Source organism: Rectinema subterraneum (genome assembly GCA_009768935.1).
Taxonomy (GTDB): Bacteria; Spirochaetota; Spirochaetia; order Treponematales; family Rectinemataceae; genus Rectinema; species Rectinema subterraneum.
The window spans coordinates 18,025-39,802 of the sequence record WESA01000015.1; the positions used below are offsets into that span (position 1 = coordinate 18,025).

Consider the following 21,778-nt stretch of genomic DNA (forward strand, 5'->3'; position numbering starts at 1 on the left):
AAAACTCCTTTTTTAAAAAATGGGGTCTGACCCCATTTTTTAACTTTTATTGCCGCGCCAGCGCATTCTCTCTCGAAGGCGCCCTTTCAGCCTTTGAATACAGATGGCACGCGACAAAATGCTCCGGCTCGATTTCGGCCAGTTCCGGTTTGGCTTGCGTGCAGATTTCCATTCGTTTTGGGCATCGGGTATGGAAAGGGCAGCCCGGAGGCGGCGCAACCGCGCTCGGTACCTCCCCCTGAAGAATGCTCTCTTGTGTGCTCTTCTTGTGTACAACCGGACGGAGCACCGCCGCAAGCAGGGAAGTGGTGTATGGATGCAAAGGTTTGTGGAACAGCTTTTTGGTGGGGGCCAGCTCGCAGACATTGCCCAGATACATGATCAGTATCCGGTCACAGAAATGCTTCACAACTCCCAGATCATGCGTAATGAAGAAATATGTCAGGTTCTTTTCCTTGCTGAAAGAGTCGAGCAACAGGAGAATTTGGGCATGGATCGACACATCGAGCGCGGACGGGGACTCGTCGAGGACCACGAATTTGGGGTCGAGGGCGTCAAAGAGGACGAGAAAGGCAACAGGGAATGCACCTACACGAGCGGCACTGCAGCCTTCGGCGCCACGGACGTGACCTACGACCTGATCGACCCTATCGAGGAAGGTGTCGAGAAGATGAAGATCTGAGGATTCTTCCTCGGCTTCATCAAAGCGCGGCAAGTCTCTGTCTCATTGCCCAAACGCTCGCCACGGAATGATATTGATACCTTTGAATTGGAAGCGTTCATTGCCATCATAGGCGATCGCAAGCCTTTCGGGAGGAAGAGAGGCAAGCCGGCTCCACTTTTCCAGGCCGGAAGCCAATTCAGGCCTGAAGGTTGCAGTGCTCTTCACCTCGATTGCCGAAATCTCGGTACCTCGTTCGATGACGAGATCCACCTCTCCCGAGCTGGGCGCATTCCAGAAGGAAAATCGCTCGCCTGTTCCAATTGCTTCAGATCTCTTGATGATATCTGCAATAACCATTGTCTCGAAGAGGTTGCCTCGCAGCGGATGATTTGTCACTTGCCCAGGCTCACGTATCCCGATGAGCCAAGCAGCCAATCCAGAATCGTAGAAATACAGTTTCGGGCTCTTTATGATCCGCTTCTGAAAATTCCGATAGAATGGCTGCAGCTCGAACACGATAAAGCTCTGTTCTAGAACAGAAAGCCAGGAGCGGGCAGTCGTGTGGCTGGTACCGGTATCGCGGGCGAGGTCGGACAGGTTGAGCAGTTGGCCGGTCCTGCCTGCGCAGAGAGAAAAAAATTTCCTGAACTGTGAAAGATCCTTGATATTGATGAGCCGCGACAAATCTCTTTCGAGATAGAGGGCGACATACTGCTCATACCAGTCTGATGGAACAAAAGGCCGGTCGAAAAGCGGAGGATACCATCCCCTCTGAATGATTTCATCGGTTGAGGAGGATGAGAAGATCGGATTTCCTGAAAGTTCGTCGCTGACGAAAGGAAAAAGGCGAGCATAGGCTGCCCGGCCGACCAGCGTTTGTGAAACAGATTGACGCAAACCTGGCTGATCACTTCCTGTAAGAATCCAGGTTCCTGCCTTCGGCTCTTCGTCGATGATCCCTTGAAGCCAGGAGCTGATTTCAGGAAAGCGCTGAGCCTCATCGATGACAGCTCCAGAGCGGCGGAGAGGGTACAGTGTACCGCGGGGATCATGGGATATACGTTCCAGAGTATCCGGGAGTTCTAGATTCAAGTATGGCCGATCGGGGAAGAGCGCCTTTGCCAGTGTGGTTTTTCCGGATTGCCGCGGACCAGTGATGATGATGGCCGGGAATTGCGCACAGAGCGACCTGATTCGATGTTCAGCGATTCGCGGGATCATGTATGAATGATAATAAAAATGCTTGGCTTTTGCAAGTTGAAAGTTGAACTTGCAAATTGCAATAGCTGGTCGGGGTTTACTGTTTTTTTTTAATTTTGGGGTCTGACCCCTTTTTTTAAAAATGATCTGCAAATCGGGGTCAGACCCCGATTTGCCCAGCATACGAATCGCAACCCGACTTTCATATAGTCCAAACGAAACGCAAATAGTCTTGCGTTTCGTCGACAACAGTATTACATTAGTATCATGATACGACGACCATGGTGGGAAGCGCGAATTCGGGCTCTATGGGAGCGCAAGCCCATTGTCTGGCTGTCGGGCGTTCGCCGTGCAGGCAAGACAGTGCTGTGCAAAAGCCTTGAGGGCGTTCAGTATTACGATTGCGAACTGCCTTCAGTGCGCCGCGAGATGCAAGACCCGGAGAGCTTTTTGAGAGCTGCCAATGGCAAGTTCCTGGCGCTGGATGAGATCCACAGACTCGACGATCCCGCCCTGCTTCTGAAAATTGCGGCGGATCATTTTCCTGATGTCCACATCGTTGCGACAGGCTCCTCGACGCTGGGTGCCTCAGCAAAATTCAGGGATACGCTGGCCGGGCGCAAGGCGGAGCTTCAGCTTACACCATTATGCGAAGCAGATTCGAACTTTCCTCAGTACAGCGATCGCACCCGACGATTCCTCCACGGGGGTTTGCCCGGTTTTTTCCTTTCCGACATGCGCGATGACAGGGATTATTCCGAGTGGATGGAGGCATTCTGGGCGCGCGACATTCTCGAGCTATTTCGCCTCGAGCGCCGCTCCTCGTTTCTCAAGTTTGCGGAACTGCTCATGGCACAGAGCGGAGGCCGCTTCAATGCCGCTTCGTTCGCTGCCTCCTGCGGCGTCAGCCGGCCTACGATCATGAACTATCTGGCGATTCTGGAGGCAACGCATCTGGTGCTCGTTGTCAGGCCATATCATGGGGGAGCGGCAAAGGAGATTGTTGCGACACCCTGCGTCTATGCCTTCGATACGGGTTTTGTCGCCTGGGCCCAGGGGCTCCACGAAATCCCTGCAAAAGAAAAGGGATTCTTCTGGGAGCATCTTGTTCTCAACGAACTGGATGCGATCCTGCAAGGGTCCCCCAGCATCATGCATTGGAGAGACAAAGAGGGGCATGAAGTCGATTTTGTCCTCGCTCCGAGAGGCGCCCCACCGATCGCGATTGAGGCGAAGTGGAGCGCTGACGCATTCGAGCCCGAGGGAATGCAGGCATTCCGTGCCCTTCACCCGGGAATTGTGAACTTGGTGGTGTCAGCCAATGTCGATCAGCCCTTCGAGAGAGAAATGAAAGGCCTTGCGGTCACGTTTTGCCCGCTTTCGGCGCTTGCCAATTTAAAAACGGGGTCAGACCCCGATTTTTAAAATTCCAAATTTTACGCCAAATACTGGACAGGCGCCACCACGCGCGCACCGCCCTTGCACTCACGGCGCGAAGGACTATACTTGATTCAGCGAGGTATTGCCATGCGCCGGCTCATCGCCATTCGGCTTGCCGCCTTTTTTTCCCTGATTGCAGTAATCGCTCTGCCCCTCTGCGCCCAGCAGTACGAAGCGCTCGACCGCATCGCGCTCGTCATTGGGAACAGCAACTACGAAGGCACCGCAAAACTCAAGAATCCCGTCAACGACGCCCAGGATATCGGCGCCACGCTCTCATCCCTCGGCTTCGATGCCGAGGTCCTCACCGACGCAGACCTCTATTCCATGGAAGATTCGGTGCTGCGCTTCCGCGACAAACTCGCCAAGTCGCCGAATTCTGTGGGATTTTTCTATTACGCCGGCCATGGCGTGCAGTCAGGGGGCGAAAACTATCTCATTCCGGTGGATGCGCGGCTCAATTCGGAATCGATGCTGAGAACGCGCGCGGTTCCTCTGCAGTTCGTGCTCGATAGCCTCTCCGAGGCGCACAACAAGCTCAATATCATTGTCCTCGACGCCTGCAGGGACAATCCGTTCTCGTGGGCGCGGTCGAGTGCGCGAGGGCTTGCGGTTGTCGGACAGCTTCCGCCTGCGAGCATCGTGGTCTATTCGACGAGCGCAGGAAGAGTCGCGCAGGACGGCACGGGCCGCAATGGCATGTTCACGGAGGAACTGCTCAAGCATCTGCCGACGCCGGGGCTCGATATCACCGAAGTCCTGCGCAGGACTGGCGAGGGCGTTCAAGCTAAAACCGATGGCGCGCAGATTCCCGCCATCTACAGCCAGTTTTTCGGGTTTTTGAGGCTCGCGGGCGAGGGTGAGGGCGGCGGTCTTGCCCAGGGCAGCGCTGCGCAGAGCGCGACCTATGGCAGTGCCCAGGGCGGCACCCAGGAAGCACTAGGCGATGCCAGCCTCGACTACCTCCCTGCCTTCTTCGACGATGCGCCCCGGAATACCAAGCTCGCGATTGCAAAGGCCGAGGAGCTCACCTGGGATGAAAAATGGCTCTCGGCCTGGCGGCTCCTTGAGAAAACCGACCCCAATGACCGCGATCCCTACATCCTTGCCGAAAAAATCCGCACCGCGCTCGATGGCAACTCGTACACCGACAATTACAGGGGCTTTTCCTTTTATGACACGCCGCCTGACGGCGATGTCGACAAGGCGCGCGCCGACGGCACCATCGACGAGGAATATTTCGACTTCGACCCCCATGCCGCTGTGCAAGTCCTGCTCGATCGCGGCGTGGAAATCCCGCCTGTGCTCGCCCTCGCCCTTGGTGATTTTTATTACAATGTCTACAATTATTACCCTTATTACCCTGATGACTGGAGCCTCACTTCGGACGAGATTCTCGCAGATGGCCTGCGCTGGTTCGACCTGGCGAACGAAAATTACATCGTCGTCGACACCACGAGCGTCATCCACTATGCCGAGCTTCTAATGAAGGCAGGGCGGAACACGGACGCCGTGGCCATCCTGAGCGACCAGGTCGAATGGGAGCCCGACGACCGCTACCTCAGGCAGACCTTCGTCGACGCCCTCGTCAGGGCTGTTCAGATCGACGAAGCCCTCGGCCAGCTCGACATGCTCATCGCGAATACAGGATCAAAGGAAGAAGCCCTCGACTACTACAAGCAGGCCGCGCAGATCGCCTTCGACAACCAAAAAAGCGCCCAGCTCGAGCACTACCTCGCCGCCCTCGAGAAAGACTACCCCGATGACTGGTTCGGTCCCGCCATGCGTCACCGGCTCGCGGTCAACACAGGCGACAAGCTACGCGCGCAGAAAATCGCCGAAGATCTCCTCACGCACTTCCCACCTTCCGTGAGCACCGACGCGCTCGAGAGCATCCTCACCAACTGGCTCCTCGACCCTGCGGGCCCTTCAGCCGGGCTCAGCTTCCTGGACAGCTCCATCCTCGCCGCCAAAGGCAAGCCCCGCGAGCTTGGCATCTTCTACCTCTACCGTGCTCTCTACCGCTACTTTACCGTGGAGAAAGACCCCGCTTTCAAAGCCAGGGATGCCGCCATCCAGCGCTCCTTCGAGGATATCGACAGCGCAGAGAAGTACCTCCGCCAGGCCGGCGAGCCTGAAGATGGCATGCTCGAGTCCATCAAGCACATCAGAGAGGAGTGGGGGAAGGGGAAGTAGCCGGCAATCGGGGCGCGCAAAAGGGCGGATCGAACCTTTCAATGCTCGGACTTCATCCCCTCGCCGTACATGGGAATCAAGCTGTCGCGCGTGGGGCCGTGATGGTCGCAATAGGAAAGATAGGCGGCATACGTCGCCGCGCTTGTGTGCTCGCAACAGATGTACAGTGTCACGAACCTTGTGTATGCCTTTCTCGGAGCTCTGACTTCTCTTGCCGGAGTAATGCATGTTTGCTTCGCATTTGGCTGGCTGAGCAAAATACACAATCTTCGTAACACTTGAGAAGAGATGATAGAACTCGTCAGCGCATGAGAAATCACAGCAATAACAGATAACGTTCATAAACGTTTCATACGACAGGGATACACATAACTATGTGAGAGATTTAAATAACACTCTGGATAGTACTGATGGCGCACTTTTTCAGCGCAGCACACACGCGGGGTGAAAAGGAGCCAGGCTATGAACTGCCATGACGACAACGATCAAGCCCACGACGGGAAAGAAGGTACAGGAGCACACAAGGGCCACAGCGGGAAAAGGCATATGTTCATGATGGCTATATGCTGCGGCCTTCCAATTCTCCTTCTCGCCTTATTGCCGCTGCTTAGCAGAATCCCCGGCGTCAACTCGCTGTCCAGGTATATTTTCCTGCTATGCCCCATCCTCATGATCCCCATGATGTTCTCGATGATGCTCCCCAGCGGAACGAAGAATCCTAAGTCAAGTGAAGCTGATCATAGGCATATACCGAAGTTCAGTAATTTCTTCTCGAAGGACATGAAGGACAGGCGCGTTACAGGCGCCATCCGCAAGAACGGCGAGCGGTAGACAATCTGGATGCAACATAACCGATTAGCGCGCGTTCAGTTGCGCCCGTTCGATCTCCTGGTTTTTGTGCTTGGCGTGATGGCGATCGGGGTGTCCATCTACTTCACCACTTCGGTCAGAGGCGGTGTTCCCGAAGTTGAGGTACGCTCTCCTGCAGGGGTCTGGCTCTATCCGCTAAAAAATGACTTGCTCCTTCCCCCCGTCGGCCCAGAGGGTACTTGCGTCATCGCAATCGAAGCCAGAACTGTTCGCGTTTTGAGCTCGGATTGCCCAAAGATGATCTGCCTTCAAACGGGACGCATTTCGCAGCCCGGCCAATGGATCGGCTGTCTTCCGCATCAAGTCTTTATTCGAATATTGGGAAGATCAGAGGAGGGGGCCATGGACGCAGCGGCATACTGATTCATACTTGGGGGTTCTTGAAGAACCCCTATGTAGTGATTCCAGGACATATCGCCTTCCAATACATTGCCCATTGAGATGCTTTTCCCTGACATAAGGAGATGTTTCATAGGTCCAGAAATCCTTGAGGTATTGAATGAGTAGTTTATGACAGGATGAAATCGCAAGGACAACAGATTCGACGATACCGCACGCTTTCAAAGCATCGATGATTCGATGGCCTCTTGATTGAATCCAGCTGACGTAATCGTCGAAATGGCTGCATCCAGGGATAGAATTTCAGATACTTCTCGCCGTTCATTATTGAGTGAACTTGTATCGGTGTAACGCCCGCGTTGAGCTTTAGGAAGACTACTCCTGTTCCAATCAATTGCTATACCGCAAGCCTAATCAAGGCCAGAGGTTCGAGCCGATCGAGGGGAGGAGTATTCTTTTATGATTGGATTCAGGATTTGAACGTAATAAGTGCCATTTCGAAGATATAACGAGAACTGTTTCTGACGCATTGAATCCTCCCTGGACGGAATTTCTCATAATTCCATCCCCTAATTCGAATAAGGATTCAGCGCTTGTTTTCTGGTAGCTGAACTATTTTCTCTCCCTAAAATTATTTAGGGTATGGGCCCTGCTGGACTTGAACCAGCGACCTACGGATTATGAGTCCGCAGCTCTGACCAACTGAGCTAAGGGCCCGGATTTCGTGCGGGTACGGCCAGCGTCCGCAAAAGAAGGAAAAATGCGCTAGCTGACACGCGCACAAGAGGCGCAATGAATGTAGCAATAGTATGCGAAAAAGTCAACGGAAGGGCTCAGATGGCAGGGCAAGCTCGCTTTTATGAAAAGCACAAGCTTGGGAGCACATATGGCGAAACACCTGTTTGCTGCTACAATATCATGCCATGGAAACCAAATTGATCTTTGCTCAAGACACAGGGCTTAAGAAACTTCGCCTCGCCCTGATTGAGCTTGAAGGGCTTCATTGGGAGCGCGCGGCGGAAGTGGCGCCAGAAGCACTTTTTGAGATAATTTTAGAGCAAGCTCGCGCATCGGGCACAGAGGCTCGGGTCTCTCAGCCACAAAGCCCGGCGCGCGATTCTCGCCTGACAGAAAGCCGCACACGTGCGGTTCGCGACATGCTCCGCAACGGTTCGTACAAGCCAGCAGGCCGCGCCAAGCCGTCCAGTGAGTATCTGCTGGCGGCGGCGCTCGATGGCGATTTTCCGCGGGTGAATCCTTTCGTGGACGCGGTGAACCTGGCAAGTCTCAAATACTTGTACCCTATGAGCATTTTCGATGCGGACAAGGCGGGGGGTGCGCTGGTGTGCCGGCTTGGCGCGGCCGGGGAGTCGTATGTGTTCAATTCTGGCGGGCAGATAATTGATCTTGAAGATCTGCTTTGCGTCTGCGCCAAGGCGCCTGCGGTCGAGTCAGGTATTTCTCGGAGAGCGGCCGCCCCGGAAGCTGGTGCGGGCGGCATACCCATCGTCAATCCGGTGCGCGATTCGATGGCCACCAAGCTCTTTGAATGTGCGCACAATGCAATCGCCATCATCTATGCTCCCTCTGGGGCCGAAGGAGCCGATCTCGAACAGGCGGCAGCCGATATTGCCGCATGGTGCGGGCGCGCATGCGATCGTACCGCTATCAGGCTTTTTTAATACAGAAGCTAAAAAACCTGAAAGAAAGATAAATATGGCGCGCATGCGATCGCACTGCCATCAGGCTTGCTTCCTTGTCATAAATGCAAATAATGCATAGTATTGCCAGCCATGGAGATTCTGAGTACCAGCGAGGCTGATCTCGCCAAAGCGGCCCGAGCGCTACGTGAAGGAAAGCTCGTCGCCATTCCCACCGAAACGGTCTATGGGCTTGGGGCGAATGCCTATGACGAGAGGGCGGTCGCCCGTGTCTTCGAAGCAAAGGCGCGGCCTACCTTTGATCCGCTTATCGTGCATATCGCCCGCATCGAAGATCTGAATGAGGTGGCTCGTGAGGTACCGCCTTCAGCGCGCGCTCTTGCAAATGCGCTCTGGCCGGGGCCGCTGACCATGATTCTGCCAAAGAAACCGGAAATTCCAGATATCGTGACCGCGGGCCTGCCGACGGTGGCTGTACGTTTTCCGAAACATGCAATTGCGCAAAGAATTATCGCGTTGGCAGGCGTTCCGGTAGCTGCGCCCAGCGCTAATCCCTTTGGATATATCTCTCCGACAACCGCGAAGCACGTCATAGCGATGCTGCGCGATAAGGTCGATTTTATTGTGGACGGCGGTCCCTGCGATGTCGGAGTTGAGTCCACGGTCATCGACATGACCGGGACTTCGCCGATCATCTTGAGGCCGGGTGGCATGGCGCTCGAATCCATCGAGGCAATTATCGGAAATGTATCAATTCAGGCACAGCCAGGCCGCTCGCCAGGAACCACGAATACGCTGGATACAGCAGGGGTTCCGGAGAAGGGGCTTCCAAGCCCGGGGCAGACTTTGAGCCACTATGCGCCGAGCACTCCGCTCTATCTATTCGATGCGGACAGCCTTCCGCGAAGTGCAAAGGAATCCGAAATACCGCACCCTTCTGTCGCGCTTGTATTTGATTCGATACGCGCCAAAGAGCTCGAGTCGTATCATATATTCGAGCAAGTGGTCGCTCTCGCGCCAAGCGGAGACATGCGCGAAGCGGCAGCGCGGCTGTTTTCCCTTCTCCATGAGTTCGATGCAAGAGGCTACGAGGCGATCTTTGCCGAACGCGTTCCGGAGGCAGGCCTGGGACGAGCCATCAACGACAGGCTCTACAGGGCTTCAAAGAAATAGGCTGGTTATGGGGCGGGCGCGAGAGTGGGCTGTGATGTGTCGGGTGCGGGTGCAGCGGGCGCTGGAGCGGGCTCCGATAGCGATTGTGCGGTGGGCGCCGATGCCGGCGCGCTTGTGGCAGCATTTTGAGCGGGCTGCACACTGGCTGGCTGCGGAAGCGCCTTCCCTGCAAGCATGAAATCGAGCATATCCTTCGAGCTGATTCCGTAGTACATTTTCCCGTAATTCAAAGCCGCAGCGATAATGTTTTTCGTGTATTGTCGAGGCTCTGCCACGGGATACAGTTCAATCAGAATATCATCCTCGAGATTTCCCCAATCCCGTGCCCATTGGGCCATGCGCGAAGGCCCGGCATTGTACGCGGCGATGGCCCTGGCCGGCCTGCCGTCGAATCGCTGCAGCATGTAGCCATAATAGGTAAGACCGATAGTCAGATTATCCTTCGGGTCGAATAACGCATACTGGCTCATTTTCAAGCCGCGCGCAGTTTCGGCTGCGGTACCGGGCAAAAGCTGGCTCAACCCCATCGCCCCGGAACGCGAAACAGCTCGCTGATTGAACATGCTTTCGGATCGCACAATAGCATATGCGAGAGGTTCGGCGATGTTTCGTGGCGCGGTGAGTTCCGAAAAATGCTCAGGCCATGCCCGTGGGTAGAGCAGGGCATAGGCGAGTTCGGGTTTGGCAGCTGGTTTGCGGGTAAGCGCTTCGCTGCCGATCCGGAGGGCGGGATAATATTGTTCATGCTCGGTGAATTTTGCCGCAAGCCATAAAAGCGAATCGGTGCTGAACGGCGAGAGCACTGCAACCTGCTTCGCCGCAAGCGCTTCCAGGCCATAGTCGAGCGACTGTGTAATGAAATCGAGCACTTCCTTGAGCTTTTCGTCGCTGACTGGCGGTGTATCAGACTGTGGTAGCTGGCTTGTAATTGCTGAAACAATATCGAAATTCTTGTCGAGGACTGGCGTATCCGCAAGGATGGGCGGCTCTTTGCCCAGCCGCCATGCAGCGAGCGTACGGTAATGTTCCTCAATGCCGTTTTCGCGCAGGAGCGACTGGAAGAAGAGAGGAGAGGTATTTAGCGCCAAGGGCGCCGAGGGCGCCGAGGGAATCTGAGAATTCGAACCTGAATCCGGCGGATTTTGGGAAACAGCGTTTGTCGCCGCATTCGGACTACTTTGGTTTTGGTTTGTTGGCGCGAGCCATTTCCAGAAATCGCTTTCTGTTGACAAATCAGCGGAGGCGCGCCCCGTTTCGATCAGCCTTCCGGAGAGATACAGCAATGGTCCTTTCATGGACGCGGTCAGTTTCTGGCTCATGAGCACGCAGAGCCTGACGACATCGTTCCACGCTCCTTCTCTCAAAAGACGGCGCATGTAATTCGCGACGATATCTTCGAAATAGGAAGGGCTCTTCCATAAGGCAGCGGCTTGCGAGAGGGCGGAGAGCTCCAGGGATCGCTTTGCCTGAATCCCGTTCGCATCATCCTGTCCAAGGTCGCCAAGCGTGGAGTCTGTGGCTGCAATGGCATTCATGGTGATATCGAGCCAGTACCAGAGCGCCGAATCCGAGTCTTCGCTGGAAAACGCAAAGGGAACAAGGTCGATGAACACGCTTGCAGCGGTCTGGTTTTCGCCCAGACCCTGGTACATGCGGGCGAGATAGAAGGCCATAACCCATGAAAGCTCGGTAGAGACGTGTGCGCGGTCGATAATGGGCGCGCTATTCATGAAAGGCGTGCGCTCAGGGACGGGCGCGGAAAGCGGCGCTTCGAGCGAGCTTTGCGATGGTGCCGGCGATGGCGCGGGCAATGCAAAACCGAGCGCTGCCAGGAAAAAATCGATACCTTCCCGATAAAGGCCTGCGCCATAAAAACTCTTGCCCAGCTCCGAAATCCATGCCCGCGGAGTGTCTGACCCCGAGAATGTCGGCAGAATCGGGCGCGCATAGGCAATCGCATCGGCATAGTTCTTTTCTGTGGCTGCTGCGCGGAACAGCGCGAGCGCTGCTTGATTTTGCGGGACATTCGGCACGGCGGCATAGAGCCTGTAGATTTTTGCGATATAGGAATCGGGTGTTCGTGTTTTGATGAATGGCGGGCCATTTGCAGCCCAGGAATAGTCCTGCATACCAAAGCGAGCGTTGTATTCCATCCAGGAAAGCTCGGTACTTCGGCTTTTTGCTGTGCTCGGCATTGCCTTGGAGAGCTCGGAAACCAGAGCGAAGGCATCCGGAAAAGAGCCTTGGGCCATCAACGTATCATAGAGATTGCGGTACATGGTCCAATCCGGCCCGAAGGACTGAAGCCATTCGCGTGCTGTCGAAGCGGCTTCTGCAAGCCTTCCCTGAGTCGACAAAAGCAAAAAGAGCGAGCGACCCGCTTCCAACGCCGCCGGCCCTTTCGCGAAGCGGAAGGCAAGCGTGTACATGAATTCGGCAAGGCGCGCCTGTTCTGGCGCAAGCCCGGCGTCTCCGGCTTGCATGCGCATCTGTTCGGCTGCAAAGAAAAATCCCGAAGGGTCGGCAGGCTCGGTCAGAATGGGGAGCATTTGGGGCGGAAGCTGGGAAGGCGCTTCTGGCGTTTCAGACGCTTGTGGCACTTGCAGAACGGAGGAACCTGGAGATGAACCGGGCGAGGATTCGGGATCGAGCGCTGCCAATGGGAAGGGCGCGACACACACTACAAATGCGAGCAGCATTGCAGAAAAGCATTTCATCCGCGCGTTACCTCAGTTTTGCCACAGCGACAAGCATTGTCGCATGCTGGTCATATGCCCTGCCATCGAGATCGCCATAGATTTCGATATGCGTGAACCCTGCTTTGCGAAGCAGCGCCCGAAGTTCTGTCCCCGAGTAGAGCCGAATCGCGAACGATCGCTCGAACACAAGCGCTCCCTTTTGGGCTTTCCAGAAGTTGCCCAGCTTTTCCCATTCTCCGATGATCGAGTAGCGGGCACTTGCCTCCCAGCCATCGCGAGCGATTTTTTCTTCCTCGACAAAATCGCGCGCCGCGGTTTCTTTTCCTATTGTTTCAAGGACGAGCGCCCCGCCAGGCGCTAAATTCTCCCGGCAGCGCTTCAAAAGCCCAAAATCCTCGCGCGCATCCGAAAAATACCCGAAACTTGCACCGAGATTGACGCAGAGCGCAAATTCGCCAGGCCTCACAAACTGGCGCGCGTCCGCCTGCGCGAACTCTATCGCGAGCTTCTCAGCCTCGGCGCTCTCGCGCGCAGCCTCGAGATAGCTCGCGGTGATATCCACTCCTGTCACCTGGAAACCGCGGCGCGCAAACGCAAGGCTGTGCCTCCCAACTCCGCAGCACAGATCGAGCACTTTCGCCGGGGGCTGTATGCCCGTCAGCGCGAGAATATGCTCGACCTCCGGATCCGCGAGCGCCCAGCGCGTCTCATCGAACATAAAGGGAGCGAAGGCATCCCAGAAACCTTCATCCTCGAACCATTCATGTTTTTTAACTGGTTTCTTCACTGATCTTTTCACAAGGCGCCATAATCCATAATGAGCGACATCGCATAGGTGACATTGTCCATATCGAGCTCATCAGCGCAATCTGAAATCACATCCCTCAATTCTCTCCATTCGGCGAGTGTGAGCGGTGTTCCGTCATATTCTTTGAGCAGCACGCCTGCAAATGTGGCAATTGCGAGCGGCATGCGCGCTGGATCGGTTTTTAGTTTTTCCACTGCAAGGCCTGTAAGCGCTTCGCGGGTGGAGCGGGGGAGCATAGGGAGCCACTTGTCTATTGCAAGCGAAAGGTCCTTTTCGGTCCACGCGCGTCCAGCGAGAGCGCTGAGGCTGTCGAGAAGGCTGTTGATGGCTCTTACTTCCGGTTTCATGGCAATAGTCTCCTTCTCGTTATAGTTTTCCTAGTCATATTATCGACAGAGGAAAGCGCGTCCTTGAAAAAAGAATGAGATGCATGACTCACGCAAGCACAATCAAAAGAATTATTCCGTCGTAGAGCGCATGACCGAGCGCGAGCGAATGAAGCCCGAATCCTTTGAATCGCAGGCTTGTATAGAAAGCAGCGAGGACTGCGGCAAAGCCGATGCCGAAGATTCCCTGAGCATGATGCGAGAGCGCGAATATCAGAATCGACACGACAGCAGCTGCATTGACCGGGGCACCTGCCTCCATAAGTCCATCGATCATGAAAAATCGGAAGAACAGCTCCTCTGCATACCCCACCGAAAGGCTCGACAACAGGATCAACGGAAATAAAACCAATAGCGGAAGGCGGTTATGCGCAATAAAGAGTGGATTTGCTATGCCGCTCAGCCAGGAAACCAGCACACCGACTCCCGCGCAGCCCAGGCTGATGAACATTACCACCAAGGCCTGGCGCGCGTCATGCCGGGAAGGAGCTTGAACCAGCGCTTCTTTCCATTTGCTTTTTGCAAACAGGGTCAGCTGGCTGGCGATATACAAAACAAAAGCGATGCGAATGACATTCTTGAGCAAAACGCTGATAAACCATAGAGCCGAGAATGCGGGTGGTTCAGGAATGGCAAGCAGAATGTCAGCCCACGCGGTGATATAGGCGAGCAGCATGATGATGTATCCGGAAAAGCGTTTCAGGGAAAGGTCTGCCATTTCAATAGCACATTACTACGAATTGCTGTTTGTGTCATTCAATTTTGAAGCGGGGAAGCAGTATTTCGCGTCTTTTTTATGAGGATGAGGCAGGTGCATTCGCGAAAGGCTGAGCGTGCAGCGCGAGGTTGGTGGCGCCGCTTCGCATTGTCCATAAAAAGATGCTGGCGGTTTGTCGGAATGCGGGTGGAACCTGCCTGTATAGCTGCGATCGGATTGTGGCTGGGATTTTTGGTGGGTGGCAGTGGGCTCCTGGATTTGGTCTTGGCGTGGGTGGGGGCGGCTTTTGCAATTGCCATGGAATGTTGGCCGAGGAAAACGAGGGGAATGCCGCGGACTCTGATGATTGCGGGGGCACTCTGTTTCGGTCTGGCGATGAGCGCAGGCGTGCTTCGCTATCAGGCGCAGCAGGGAAGCATGGCGCAGCAAATAAGTACTATGCAGCAAAAAAGCACGGCGCAGGCTGCATTGCTTGAGGGCGGGCTGCATCTCGAGGCGATTGAAGGAGTCCTTGTTGGAGACACGCAGGTCACTTCCAAGGAAAATCGGCGGTTCGATGTAAGCGTGCAAGCAGCAGAGTTTGGCGCGCCAGGAATCAAGGTGCGATGCGAATGGAAGCGAGCAGTGTTCTTGAAGCGGCCAGCATTCTCCTTGGCCCTGATTACCGGCGCAGGAGAGCGCATGCTCGCAGGGACCACAATTCGTGCTGAAAGGCTGAAAGGCGGAGATTTTGTATGGGTGGATGAACGCGATTTGAAAGTGAGCGGGACTCTCCCGCTTCTTGCCAGACTTAGGGCTGCGATTGCCGCTCGCTTTGCGTCGGCGCTCTTTGCAGTTGCAGGCAGGGCTGGGCCGCTCACGCAAGCGTTGTTGCTTGGAGTGAAAGACGAGCTGGATACGGAATTCAAAGGCCTCTTTCAGTCGGCGGGGTGTGCGCACATGCTCGCGCTTTCCGGGCAGCATTTGTCGATTATATGTACACTTGCGGCGCTCGCGGCGAAACGGGTACTCCATAGGGAAAAGCTGGCTCGACGAGCGTCGTTCGTGTTCGCGTGGCTTTTTGTGTGGCTTGCAGGGCCCGGGCCTTCGCTGCTCAGGGCGGTATTCATGCTGACTGCTGCTGAAGTCGGAAGAATGCTGGACAGGCCACAATCTAGTTTTGCTCTTCTTTCGCTCGCCTCGCTTATGCTTGCGCTTTTCGATCCTTCTTCGATTACGTCGCTTTCGAGCATATATTCTTTTGCCGCGATGGCAGGGCTCGTGCTGTTTGCTGGCCGCTTCGACTACGCGCTGAGGCCATATATGCCTGCCCGGATTTCGCAAGCGTTCGCCGCATCCTGTGCTGCGGTATGCGGGACGGCGCCAGTTTCGATTCTTGTATTTGGAACGTTTGTTCCGGCTGGCATACTCGCCGCAACCATTGCCGCGCCGGTCATGCTGGTTTTCATGTGGCTGGGTCTGGGAGCGGGGCTTATAGGAGTCTTTCTGCCGATAGTCGCGAGCGTGTCGGCACCGCTTCTTGGAACTTTGCAGGACGTTCTGCTCGCAATTCTTTCTTTTGGGGCGTGGCTTCCTGCTCTGCAGACAGGGACTGGAATGGTGGATCGCGCCTTGTTCTGCGCTGGAATTGTCTCGATTTGGGTGCTGATATATGCTGTACCCATGCTCCAATGGAAAAAATCGCGCGCTCAGATGCAGCGGATGCGCTTGATATTGCCGAGTATTTCTCCCTGGGGTGGGCTTTCGTTATGACAATAAATTTCGATTCGCCTGTATCGATTCGCACCTTCCTCGAAGCACAGGGGCTGGCGGTCAGCAAAAAATTCGGGCAAAACTTCCTCGTCGACCGCGGCATGCGCGAGCGAATTATCGAGGCGCTCGATGTGCAGCCCGGGATGAGTGTGTGGGAAATCGGGCCCGGCATCGGCTCGATGACAGAAATCATCCTGCAAAAAGGCGCGGACCTCACCACATTCGAAATAGACTACGGTTTTGTGCGGGTGCTGGAGGAGATGTTTGGCAGCGATTCTCATTTCTCGATTGTAAAAGGAGACATGCTCAAGACGTGGCGATCCGTGTCTGAGCGCCCCGATCGCATTTTCGGCAATCTTCCTTACAGTGCTGCATTTGCGATTATCGCTGACCTTTTAGAACAGGATTGCGTGCCAACGCGCATGGTGTTCACATTGCAGAAAGAAGCAGCGCGCCGCATGGCCGCTCGTCCGGGCACCAAAGATTATTCTTCTCTCAGCGTGCTCTGCGCGTCAGTGTGTGATGTGCGCATCCTCTTCGATATCGGAGCGAGTGCGTTCTGGCCTCAGCCGCGCGTGACGAGTTCTGTGGTGCTTCTTGTGCCGAAAAAGGATCCTGTCGCTCCCGAAAAGCGTAAGGATTTTTCCGATTTTGTTCGCGCTGCGTTTTCTTCCCGCCGCAAGACACTTCGCAATGCCTTGCATGTGTGGGCGCACACGCATATTCCTTCGATGAACGAAACCGAATTTGAGTCTCTGCTCGCTGCCTGCCTGGCGAAAATCGGCGCTCGGCCCGATGTCCGCGCCGAAGCTTTGCCTCCCCGACAGCTCTGGGATCTCTATGATCTCCTCGCTAGCGCCAGCAACAGCGCTAGTACCGGAACCGGCGCTTGTACCAGCACCAGCACCAACGCTAGCGGCAGCCCAGCCTAGCCTCATCGCTTCTTGCTGAAACCGCGCTATTTCTTTATCATATTTCCGCAATGAGCGAAGAGGAAGTAAAGCTGAGCGTCGTCGACGAAGAAGAAGTCGATACTGTCATCGGTTCTGAAATCGAATTCGATGGCGAGATCGAATCTTCGCAATCGCTCATGATCAAGGGGAAAATCTCGGGCAGCATCCGCTGCAAAACCGAGCTCTATATCACCGAACAAGCAGAAGTGAACGCGACGATCCACGCGGCCACAGTTGTCGTCCGGGGCAAAGTGCGCGGCGATGTCAGCGCGGATTCACTCATAGCAGTGCTCGATTGGGGTCATGTGGAAGGCGATCTATCGGCGCCGGACATTTACCTCTCGCCGGATTGTTTTTTCAATGGAAAGACGGTTTTCACCTCATGATGCATAAACGGCTCAAACAAGCGCATATTTTGGTCTTTTGTGTGCTTCTGCTTCTGGGCGGCGATATCGGGTATGTGTTTTCGCAAGCCTTGCCCTCATCTATTGCCGCTCCCTACGGGATGACAGGCTCTGATTTGCTCCGCATGAGCCAGGAAGGCAAGCATAACGAAGTCGCGCTGCTTGCTCCGGAAGTTCTAAGAAAAAACCCTCAGGATCTCGATGCCTATATCGCCTATGCGTGGAGCATGAACGCGCTCAAAGAATATACCAAAGCTCGGGATATTGCCCAGGGTGGCTATGCAAAGTTCAATGATGCACGCCTCGCCCAGGCGCTTGGCGAAGCGCTGTACTATCTTGGAGAAAATGCCGCAGCGCTTTCGAATTTTCAGGAATACCTCGCAAAATTCCCCGAAGGGAACAAGGTAGCGAGCACGTATTATCTTTGCGGCGAGCTGTTTGTGCGAATGGGGAAGTTCAACCACGCGGATATCGCGTTCAGCACCGCGCTGCAATACAACCCCAGCAATGCCCGATGGTGGGAGCGCCTGGGCTGGGTTCGGGAAAAAACTTCGCGCTATCTTGCCGCGCTCAAGGCGTACGAACAGGCCATCAGCCTTAACCCCAGCCTTCAGGATGCGCAGAGCGGCAGAATGCGCATGCTCGCCAAAATAAAGGACTGACCTTTAAGGAATATCGATATATGACACTGCTTCGCGTCGCGTTCCAGACACTGGGATGCAAACTCAACCAGCTCGAGACAGAATCAGTCGCTGACCGATTTCTAGCAACTGGTGCCAAGATTGTGCCTTTCCATGAAGAGGCCGATCTCTATGTGGTGAATACCTGCACAGTGACCTCCAAAGCTGAGCAGAAGGCGCGCCACGATATCCGTGCAGCGCTCGCAAAAGTGCCGCATGCGGTTGTTGTGGCGACTGGATGCTATGCGCAGATGGAACCTGGCGCGCTGGCCGCGCTTGGAGAGCGCGTGATTGTGATTCCGGGCGACCTCAAAGCGAGCCTTCTTGCACTGGCCGAGTGGCTTTCCGAGAATTGGCAGGGGCATGGAGAGCTTTTGCACGCGGTGCAGGAGTGGCAGGAGGAGATTCAGTCTGCGGCTGGTGTAGCAGCAGCGGGCACGCCATTAGCGGCCGGCACAAGCTTGGGAGCACTAGTAGGCGCGCAATCGGCGCCCGTGAATGCTTCCTCTGTGCCTGGCACAAGCTTGGGAGCACTACCCACAGACCGCTTTGCCTTCAACCCCGAACGCTTTGCCATGCACTCCCGCCCCGCCCTCAAAATCCAGGATGGCTGCAACAACCGCTGCGCCTACTGCCGTGTCTGCCTCGCCCGAGGGCCTTCGGTTTCGTTGCCGGCCCAGGAAGCTCTTGCCCGCGTACGCAAGCTTGAACAAGCAGGCAAGGCCGAAGTTGTGCTCACCGGCGTAAACCTCGCCCAGTACCGCGACAGCGCCCTAGGCCTCGACTTTTCGGGCCTCCTCGCTTTTCTCATCCAGGGGACAGAGCGTATCAATTTCCGTATTTCGAGCTATGAGCCTGAGCGCATCGACGATGCTTTTCTTGCGGTATTTGCGAATACGCGTGTGCGCCCTCATATGCACCTCTCGGTGCAATCTGGATGTACCGAGACGCTGCGCCGAATGGCTCGCCCCTACAGTGCCGAGCGGGTCCGCCGCGCGGTGCTCGACCTTCGGGCTAGTCGCCACGATCCCTTCCTTGCCGCGGATATTATCGCGGGGTTCCCAGGAGAAACCGACGCCGAATTCGAACAGACCTTCAGCCTCCTTTCCGAACTCGATTTTGCCTGGATTCATGCCTTTCCGTTCAGCCCGAGGCCCGGCACCCGCGCCGCGGACATGAAACCGCGCATCCCCGAGCGCATTGCAGGCGAAAGAATTGCGCGGCTCATCGCCCTCGCGCACAGCGGCAAGCAATCCTACATTGAGCGCTGGATCGGGCGCGAAGTGGAGATGGTGGTCGAGCACGAGGGTTTTGGACAGGATGACGCGGAACAGTTTGACCAGGCCTTGACTCGGCGTAACGCTGACACCCATCGCGGTTTGCCTAAAGTTGGGCAGCCAGAAGCGGACAGTAGCTCTGTGATAGCTGCGCTTAGTAACTTGCGAATCATAGGCACCACCGAGAACTATCTCAAGGCGGAAGCTGTTCAGAAAGGATCTGGCCGCCAATCCGGCATTCCGGCTGAGGCATTTAAAACAGACCGTAAAGCTTTAGAGGCGCTGGGTTTGCGTCCGGGAGACACAGTCAGGATTCTGATTCAGAATGTTCTCGCGGACAATAACGCCGAAGTAAGCGCATTTTTTGTTGATACTTGGACAAGTTGATCATTTATTTTTGCGTTATGACTTGATTTTTGCAGAATCTGCATTACACTTGCCATTGTAAAGTAATTTTCATACTCCCATTCAATGAGATTGGAAGAGGAGGTGTTTATGCGAAGCAAATATGTTGCGTATGCGGCACTACTGGCAATAATCGTATTGTTCTTTACCGGCTGCGATGCGCTTATAACCAATGTGTTCAAGGACGCGAATTTGGGACAACCCAGCGCAGCGACAATCCAGAATCAGGATGCGGCAACCCTGATCCAGCAGGCAGGCATTACATCCGGCGCAGTCTCGGATACCTTCATTCAGACTGTTATCAGCGATGAGACCACCAAGAATCAGGTTCTTGCGACACTCCAGGGCACAGTCGACACCGGAACGCCTGCAGAGGCACAGGCCGCGCAGGCGCTCATCCTGGATATCAAGCTGGCCGATATCGGTGCCGATGCTGTCATGGACAACCTTAACGCAGCGGTCGGGCAGCTGGCGACTTTGGCGAATAGCAACGAGCAACTGAATCCCCAGGACATCATCAATGCGCTCCTCCCCGCGGAACTGGCAAACAATCCAGCCAACCTGGCCAGTTTCATAGACAATCTCGCTGGGCTTGGAACGGACGTTGATACCTTGGCGCAAAAAATAGATGCAAATAATGGAACAGTCGCCGACGGCCTCGATATTGCAACTATCGCGCAAACGGCAGCGCTCGTGAAATTTGTAGAGATTGTAGAACCCGCCTCAGAATATTCGACAGGAGAAGCTATCGCAAATGCAGTGGAAGATCTGAAGAACGATTCCAATGCTGATGTTACAAAGTATTTTGCAGCCCAACCGGACATCGCCTCGCTTGCGGATAATACAACCCTGCAGACACTGTTTGATGCTGCCGGCCTGAGCGCCCTGCTCGACAAGATGAAGAGCGGCAGCTGAGAATCCTCTGACAGGAAAGGAGCAAATCTATGAAACGAAAAGCAATGATTTTCATATTGTTGATTATGGCTGTGCTGGCAGCGACCGCGCAGACTACTCTCCAGTTTACTAGCCCGATGCCGAAAGACGCCCGCTCCATGGGCATGGGGGGGGCTTTCCGCGTATTCAGCGAGGGGTATTCGAGCTTTTTCGGCAATCCCGCTGGATTTGCGGGCATGAGCTCGCTGACCCTGATTGACATGAGCACCTGGGCATATCTAGCGCCCACCTCCGAAAATCTCGGCCGCGTTCAGAGCATCATAAGCGGCAGCGCTTCCAATTCTGATATTCTGAGCTGGGCAGGCGACTGGCTTGCAAAGAACAATGGTCTCGGCGCCGGCGCATCCATAGGTGCCGGATGGGTAGGAGCAAAAGGCATATCCCTTGGAGTCAATCTTGTCACAGATGAGTTGGCGTATGGGAACTCGTTGCTTGGTGCAAAACTGCTCAGCACAACCCAGGCAAACGGCGTGCTTGGCCTTGCATACCCCATACATCTCGGACCCGTATGGTTCAAGATTGGTGTCGATGGGCGGGTTTTCTACAGAGTACAATCGAAGCCAACGACAGGGTGGGGATTCAATACGATTCTCACCGATTTCCTAAATGATACATTCTCTGCTTCTTCCCTGACATTGCTCGGCGGCTATGGCTTTGCTGCGGATGCGGGGATTATTCTCGGCCTTGGGCCTGTCATGCTTGGATTCACCGCCCGTGACTTTGGTATGGAGTTCAAGGTTGGCGACTTCACAGCACAGGATGTTATCGACAAACAATTTAGCGCGCTACCTCTCTCGGGAACAACCACCGCTGCGCTCACTCCATCGTATACCGCGGGGCTCGGAATAAGGCTGTTCGAGAACGGCATGTTTGAGCCTTCTGTCTATGCTGAAGTAGACAATCCGATATCGCTCGTCAGCAGTACCGATATACTTTCGGATGTATTGAATTCATTGCATGCAGGGGCCCAGCTGAGAATGCTGAGATTCGTCACGGTGCGCGGTGGATTGAATAAGGGATGGTATAGCTTGGGAGCAGGCATCGATCTTGCATTTGTTGAGATCGACGCTGCCATCTTTACTGAAGAACTTGGGCTGTATGCCGGAGATAAAGGGAGAAGCGGCATTTCGGTGCAGGCTGCGATTCGATTTGGCCGCTGAAACGGTTGCTTACAGATCAATGGTATAATAGCAAAGTAG

Annotated in this window: 19 protein-coding genes and 1 tRNA gene; 13 read left to right on the forward strand and 7 right to left on the reverse strand. The window is 55.0% G+C overall.

All coding sequences use genetic code 11. From position 1 onward, the window contains the following. Window positions 1-46: 46 nt before the first annotated feature. Complete coding sequence (locus GAP13_RS05585; RefSeq protein WP_158907047.1) at window positions 47-715, reverse strand: oligopeptide/dipeptide ABC transporter ATP-binding protein; 669 nt, start codon at window positions 713-715, stop codon at window positions 47-49. Between the two features lie 9 nt (window positions 716-724). Further along, on the reverse strand, window positions 725-1,885 hold the full coding sequence (locus GAP13_RS05590) for an ATP-binding protein (protein WP_158907049.1): 1,161 nt from the start codon (window positions 1,883-1,885) through the stop codon (window positions 725-727). A 246-nt stretch (window positions 1,886-2,131) separates the two neighbouring features. On the opposite strand from GAP13_RS05590, the gene GAP13_RS05595 reads away from it, so the two are divergent. From GAP13_RS05595 to GAP13_RS05610, 4 genes are all read left to right on the forward strand, one after another. Next, a complete protein-coding gene (locus GAP13_RS05595) occupies window positions 2,132-3,289 on the forward strand; it encodes an ATP-binding protein (RefSeq protein WP_158907051.1) in 1,158 nt (385 codons plus the stop codon). A gap of 102 nt (window positions 3,290-3,391) precedes the next feature. Next, on the forward strand, window positions 3,392-5,500 hold the full coding sequence (locus GAP13_RS05600; protein ID WP_158907053.1) for a caspase family protein: 2,109 nt from the start codon (window positions 3,392-3,394) through the stop codon (window positions 5,498-5,500). Between the two features lie 462 nt (window positions 5,501-5,962). Beyond that, window positions 5,963-6,331 (forward strand): hypothetical protein, encoded by a 369-nt coding sequence (locus GAP13_RS05605; protein ID WP_158907055.1) that lies wholly within the window; start codon window positions 5,963-5,965, stop codon window positions 6,329-6,331. Between the two features lie 9 nt (window positions 6,332-6,340). After that, the gene (locus GAP13_RS05610; RefSeq protein ID WP_158907056.1) at window positions 6,341-6,733 is read left to right on the forward strand and encodes a NusG domain II-containing protein; all 393 of its coding nucleotides are present in this window, start codon (window positions 6,341-6,343) and stop codon (window positions 6,731-6,733) included. Between the two features lie 619 nt (window positions 6,734-7,352). On the opposite strand, the gene GAP13_RS05615 is transcribed toward GAP13_RS05610, so the two are convergent. Further along, a tRNA-Ile gene (locus GAP13_RS05615) sits at window positions 7,353-7,426 on the reverse strand. Between the two features lie 206 nt (window positions 7,427-7,632). On the opposite strand from GAP13_RS05615, the gene GAP13_RS05620 reads away from it, so the two are divergent. Together GAP13_RS05620 and GAP13_RS05625 are read left to right on the forward strand one after the other, a co-directional pair. After that, window positions 7,633-8,391 carry a phenylalanine--tRNA ligase beta subunit-related protein gene (locus GAP13_RS05620; protein WP_158907058.1) on the forward strand — a complete coding sequence of 253 codons (759 nt, stop codon included), beginning with the start codon at window positions 7,633-7,635 and terminating at the stop codon, window positions 8,389-8,391. A gap of 111 nt (window positions 8,392-8,502) precedes the next feature. Then, the gene (locus tag GAP13_RS05625; RefSeq protein ID WP_158907060.1) at window positions 8,503-9,543 is read left to right on the forward strand and encodes an L-threonylcarbamoyladenylate synthase; all 1,041 of its coding nucleotides are present in this window, start codon (window positions 8,503-8,505) and stop codon (window positions 9,541-9,543) included. Between the two features lie 5 nt (window positions 9,544-9,548). On the opposite strand, the gene GAP13_RS05630 is transcribed toward GAP13_RS05625, so the two are convergent. The 4 genes from GAP13_RS05630 to GAP13_RS05645 all read right to left on the reverse strand — a co-directional run bounded on the left by GAP13_RS05630 (window position 9,549) and on the right by GAP13_RS05645 (window position 14,154). Then, complete coding sequence (locus tag GAP13_RS05630) at window positions 9,549-12,242, reverse strand: flagellar assembly lytic transglycosylase (protein WP_158907062.1); 2,694 nt, start codon at window positions 12,240-12,242, stop codon at window positions 9,549-9,551. A gap of 25 nt (window positions 12,243-12,267) precedes the next feature. Continuing rightward, window positions 12,268-13,041 carry a class I SAM-dependent methyltransferase gene (locus tag GAP13_RS05635; RefSeq protein WP_241864295.1) on the reverse strand — a complete coding sequence of 258 codons (774 nt, stop codon included), beginning with the start codon at window positions 13,039-13,041 and terminating at the stop codon, window positions 12,268-12,270. Further along, a complete protein-coding gene (locus tag GAP13_RS05640; RefSeq protein ID WP_158907064.1) occupies window positions 13,038-13,397 on the reverse strand; it encodes a hypothetical protein in 360 nt (119 codons plus the stop codon). The genes GAP13_RS05635 and GAP13_RS05640 overlap by 4 nt, the downstream gene beginning before the upstream one ends. An 88-nt stretch (window positions 13,398-13,485) precedes the next feature. Next, complete coding sequence (locus GAP13_RS05645; RefSeq protein WP_158907066.1) at window positions 13,486-14,154, reverse strand: CPBP family intramembrane glutamic endopeptidase; 669 nt, start codon at window positions 14,152-14,154, stop codon at window positions 13,486-13,488. 327 nt (window positions 14,155-14,481) lie between these two features. On the opposite strand from GAP13_RS05645, the gene GAP13_RS05650 reads away from it, so the two are divergent. The 7 genes from GAP13_RS05650 to GAP13_RS05680 all read left to right on the forward strand — a co-directional run bounded on the left by GAP13_RS05650 (window position 14,482) and on the right by GAP13_RS05680 (window position 21,739). Then, window positions 14,482-15,906 (forward strand): ComEC/Rec2 family competence protein, encoded by a 1,425-nt coding sequence (locus GAP13_RS05650; protein ID WP_158907068.1) that lies wholly within the window; start codon window positions 14,482-14,484, stop codon window positions 15,904-15,906. Next, the gene (gene rsmA, locus GAP13_RS05655; RefSeq protein WP_158907070.1) at window positions 15,903-16,838 is read left to right on the forward strand and encodes a 16S rRNA (adenine(1518)-N(6)/adenine(1519)-N(6))-dimethyltransferase RsmA; all 936 of its coding nucleotides are present in this window, start codon (window positions 15,903-15,905) and stop codon (window positions 16,836-16,838) included. Before GAP13_RS05650 ends, rsmA begins: the two co-directional genes overlap by 4 nt. Window positions 16,839-16,888: 50 nt before the next feature. After that, a complete protein-coding gene (locus GAP13_RS05660; RefSeq protein WP_158907072.1) occupies window positions 16,889-17,245 on the forward strand; it encodes a bactofilin family protein in 357 nt (118 codons plus the stop codon). After that, window positions 17,242-17,925 carry a tetratricopeptide repeat protein gene (locus GAP13_RS05665; protein ID WP_222126155.1) on the forward strand — a complete coding sequence of 228 codons (684 nt, stop codon included), beginning with the start codon at window positions 17,242-17,244 and terminating at the stop codon, window positions 17,923-17,925. Before GAP13_RS05660 ends, GAP13_RS05665 begins: the two co-directional genes overlap by 4 nt. 20 nt (window positions 17,926-17,945) lie before the next feature. Beyond that, on the forward strand, window positions 17,946-19,607 hold the full coding sequence (gene mtaB / locus GAP13_RS05670) for a tRNA (N(6)-L-threonylcarbamoyladenosine(37)-C(2))-methylthiotransferase MtaB (protein WP_158907074.1): 1,662 nt from the start codon (window positions 17,946-17,948) through the stop codon (window positions 19,605-19,607). Window positions 19,608-19,715: 108 nt separating this feature from the next. Next, window positions 19,716-20,540, forward strand: coding sequence for a hypothetical protein (locus tag GAP13_RS05675; RefSeq protein ID WP_158907075.1), 825 nt, complete (start codon window positions 19,716-19,718; stop codon window positions 20,538-20,540). A 29-nt stretch (window positions 20,541-20,569) separates the two neighbouring features. Continuing rightward, window positions 20,570-21,739, forward strand: a complete 1,170-nt coding sequence (locus GAP13_RS05680; protein WP_158907076.1) for a hypothetical protein — start codon at window positions 20,570-20,572, stop codon at window positions 21,737-21,739. The last annotated feature ends 39 nt before the right edge of the window (window positions 21,740-21,778 follow it).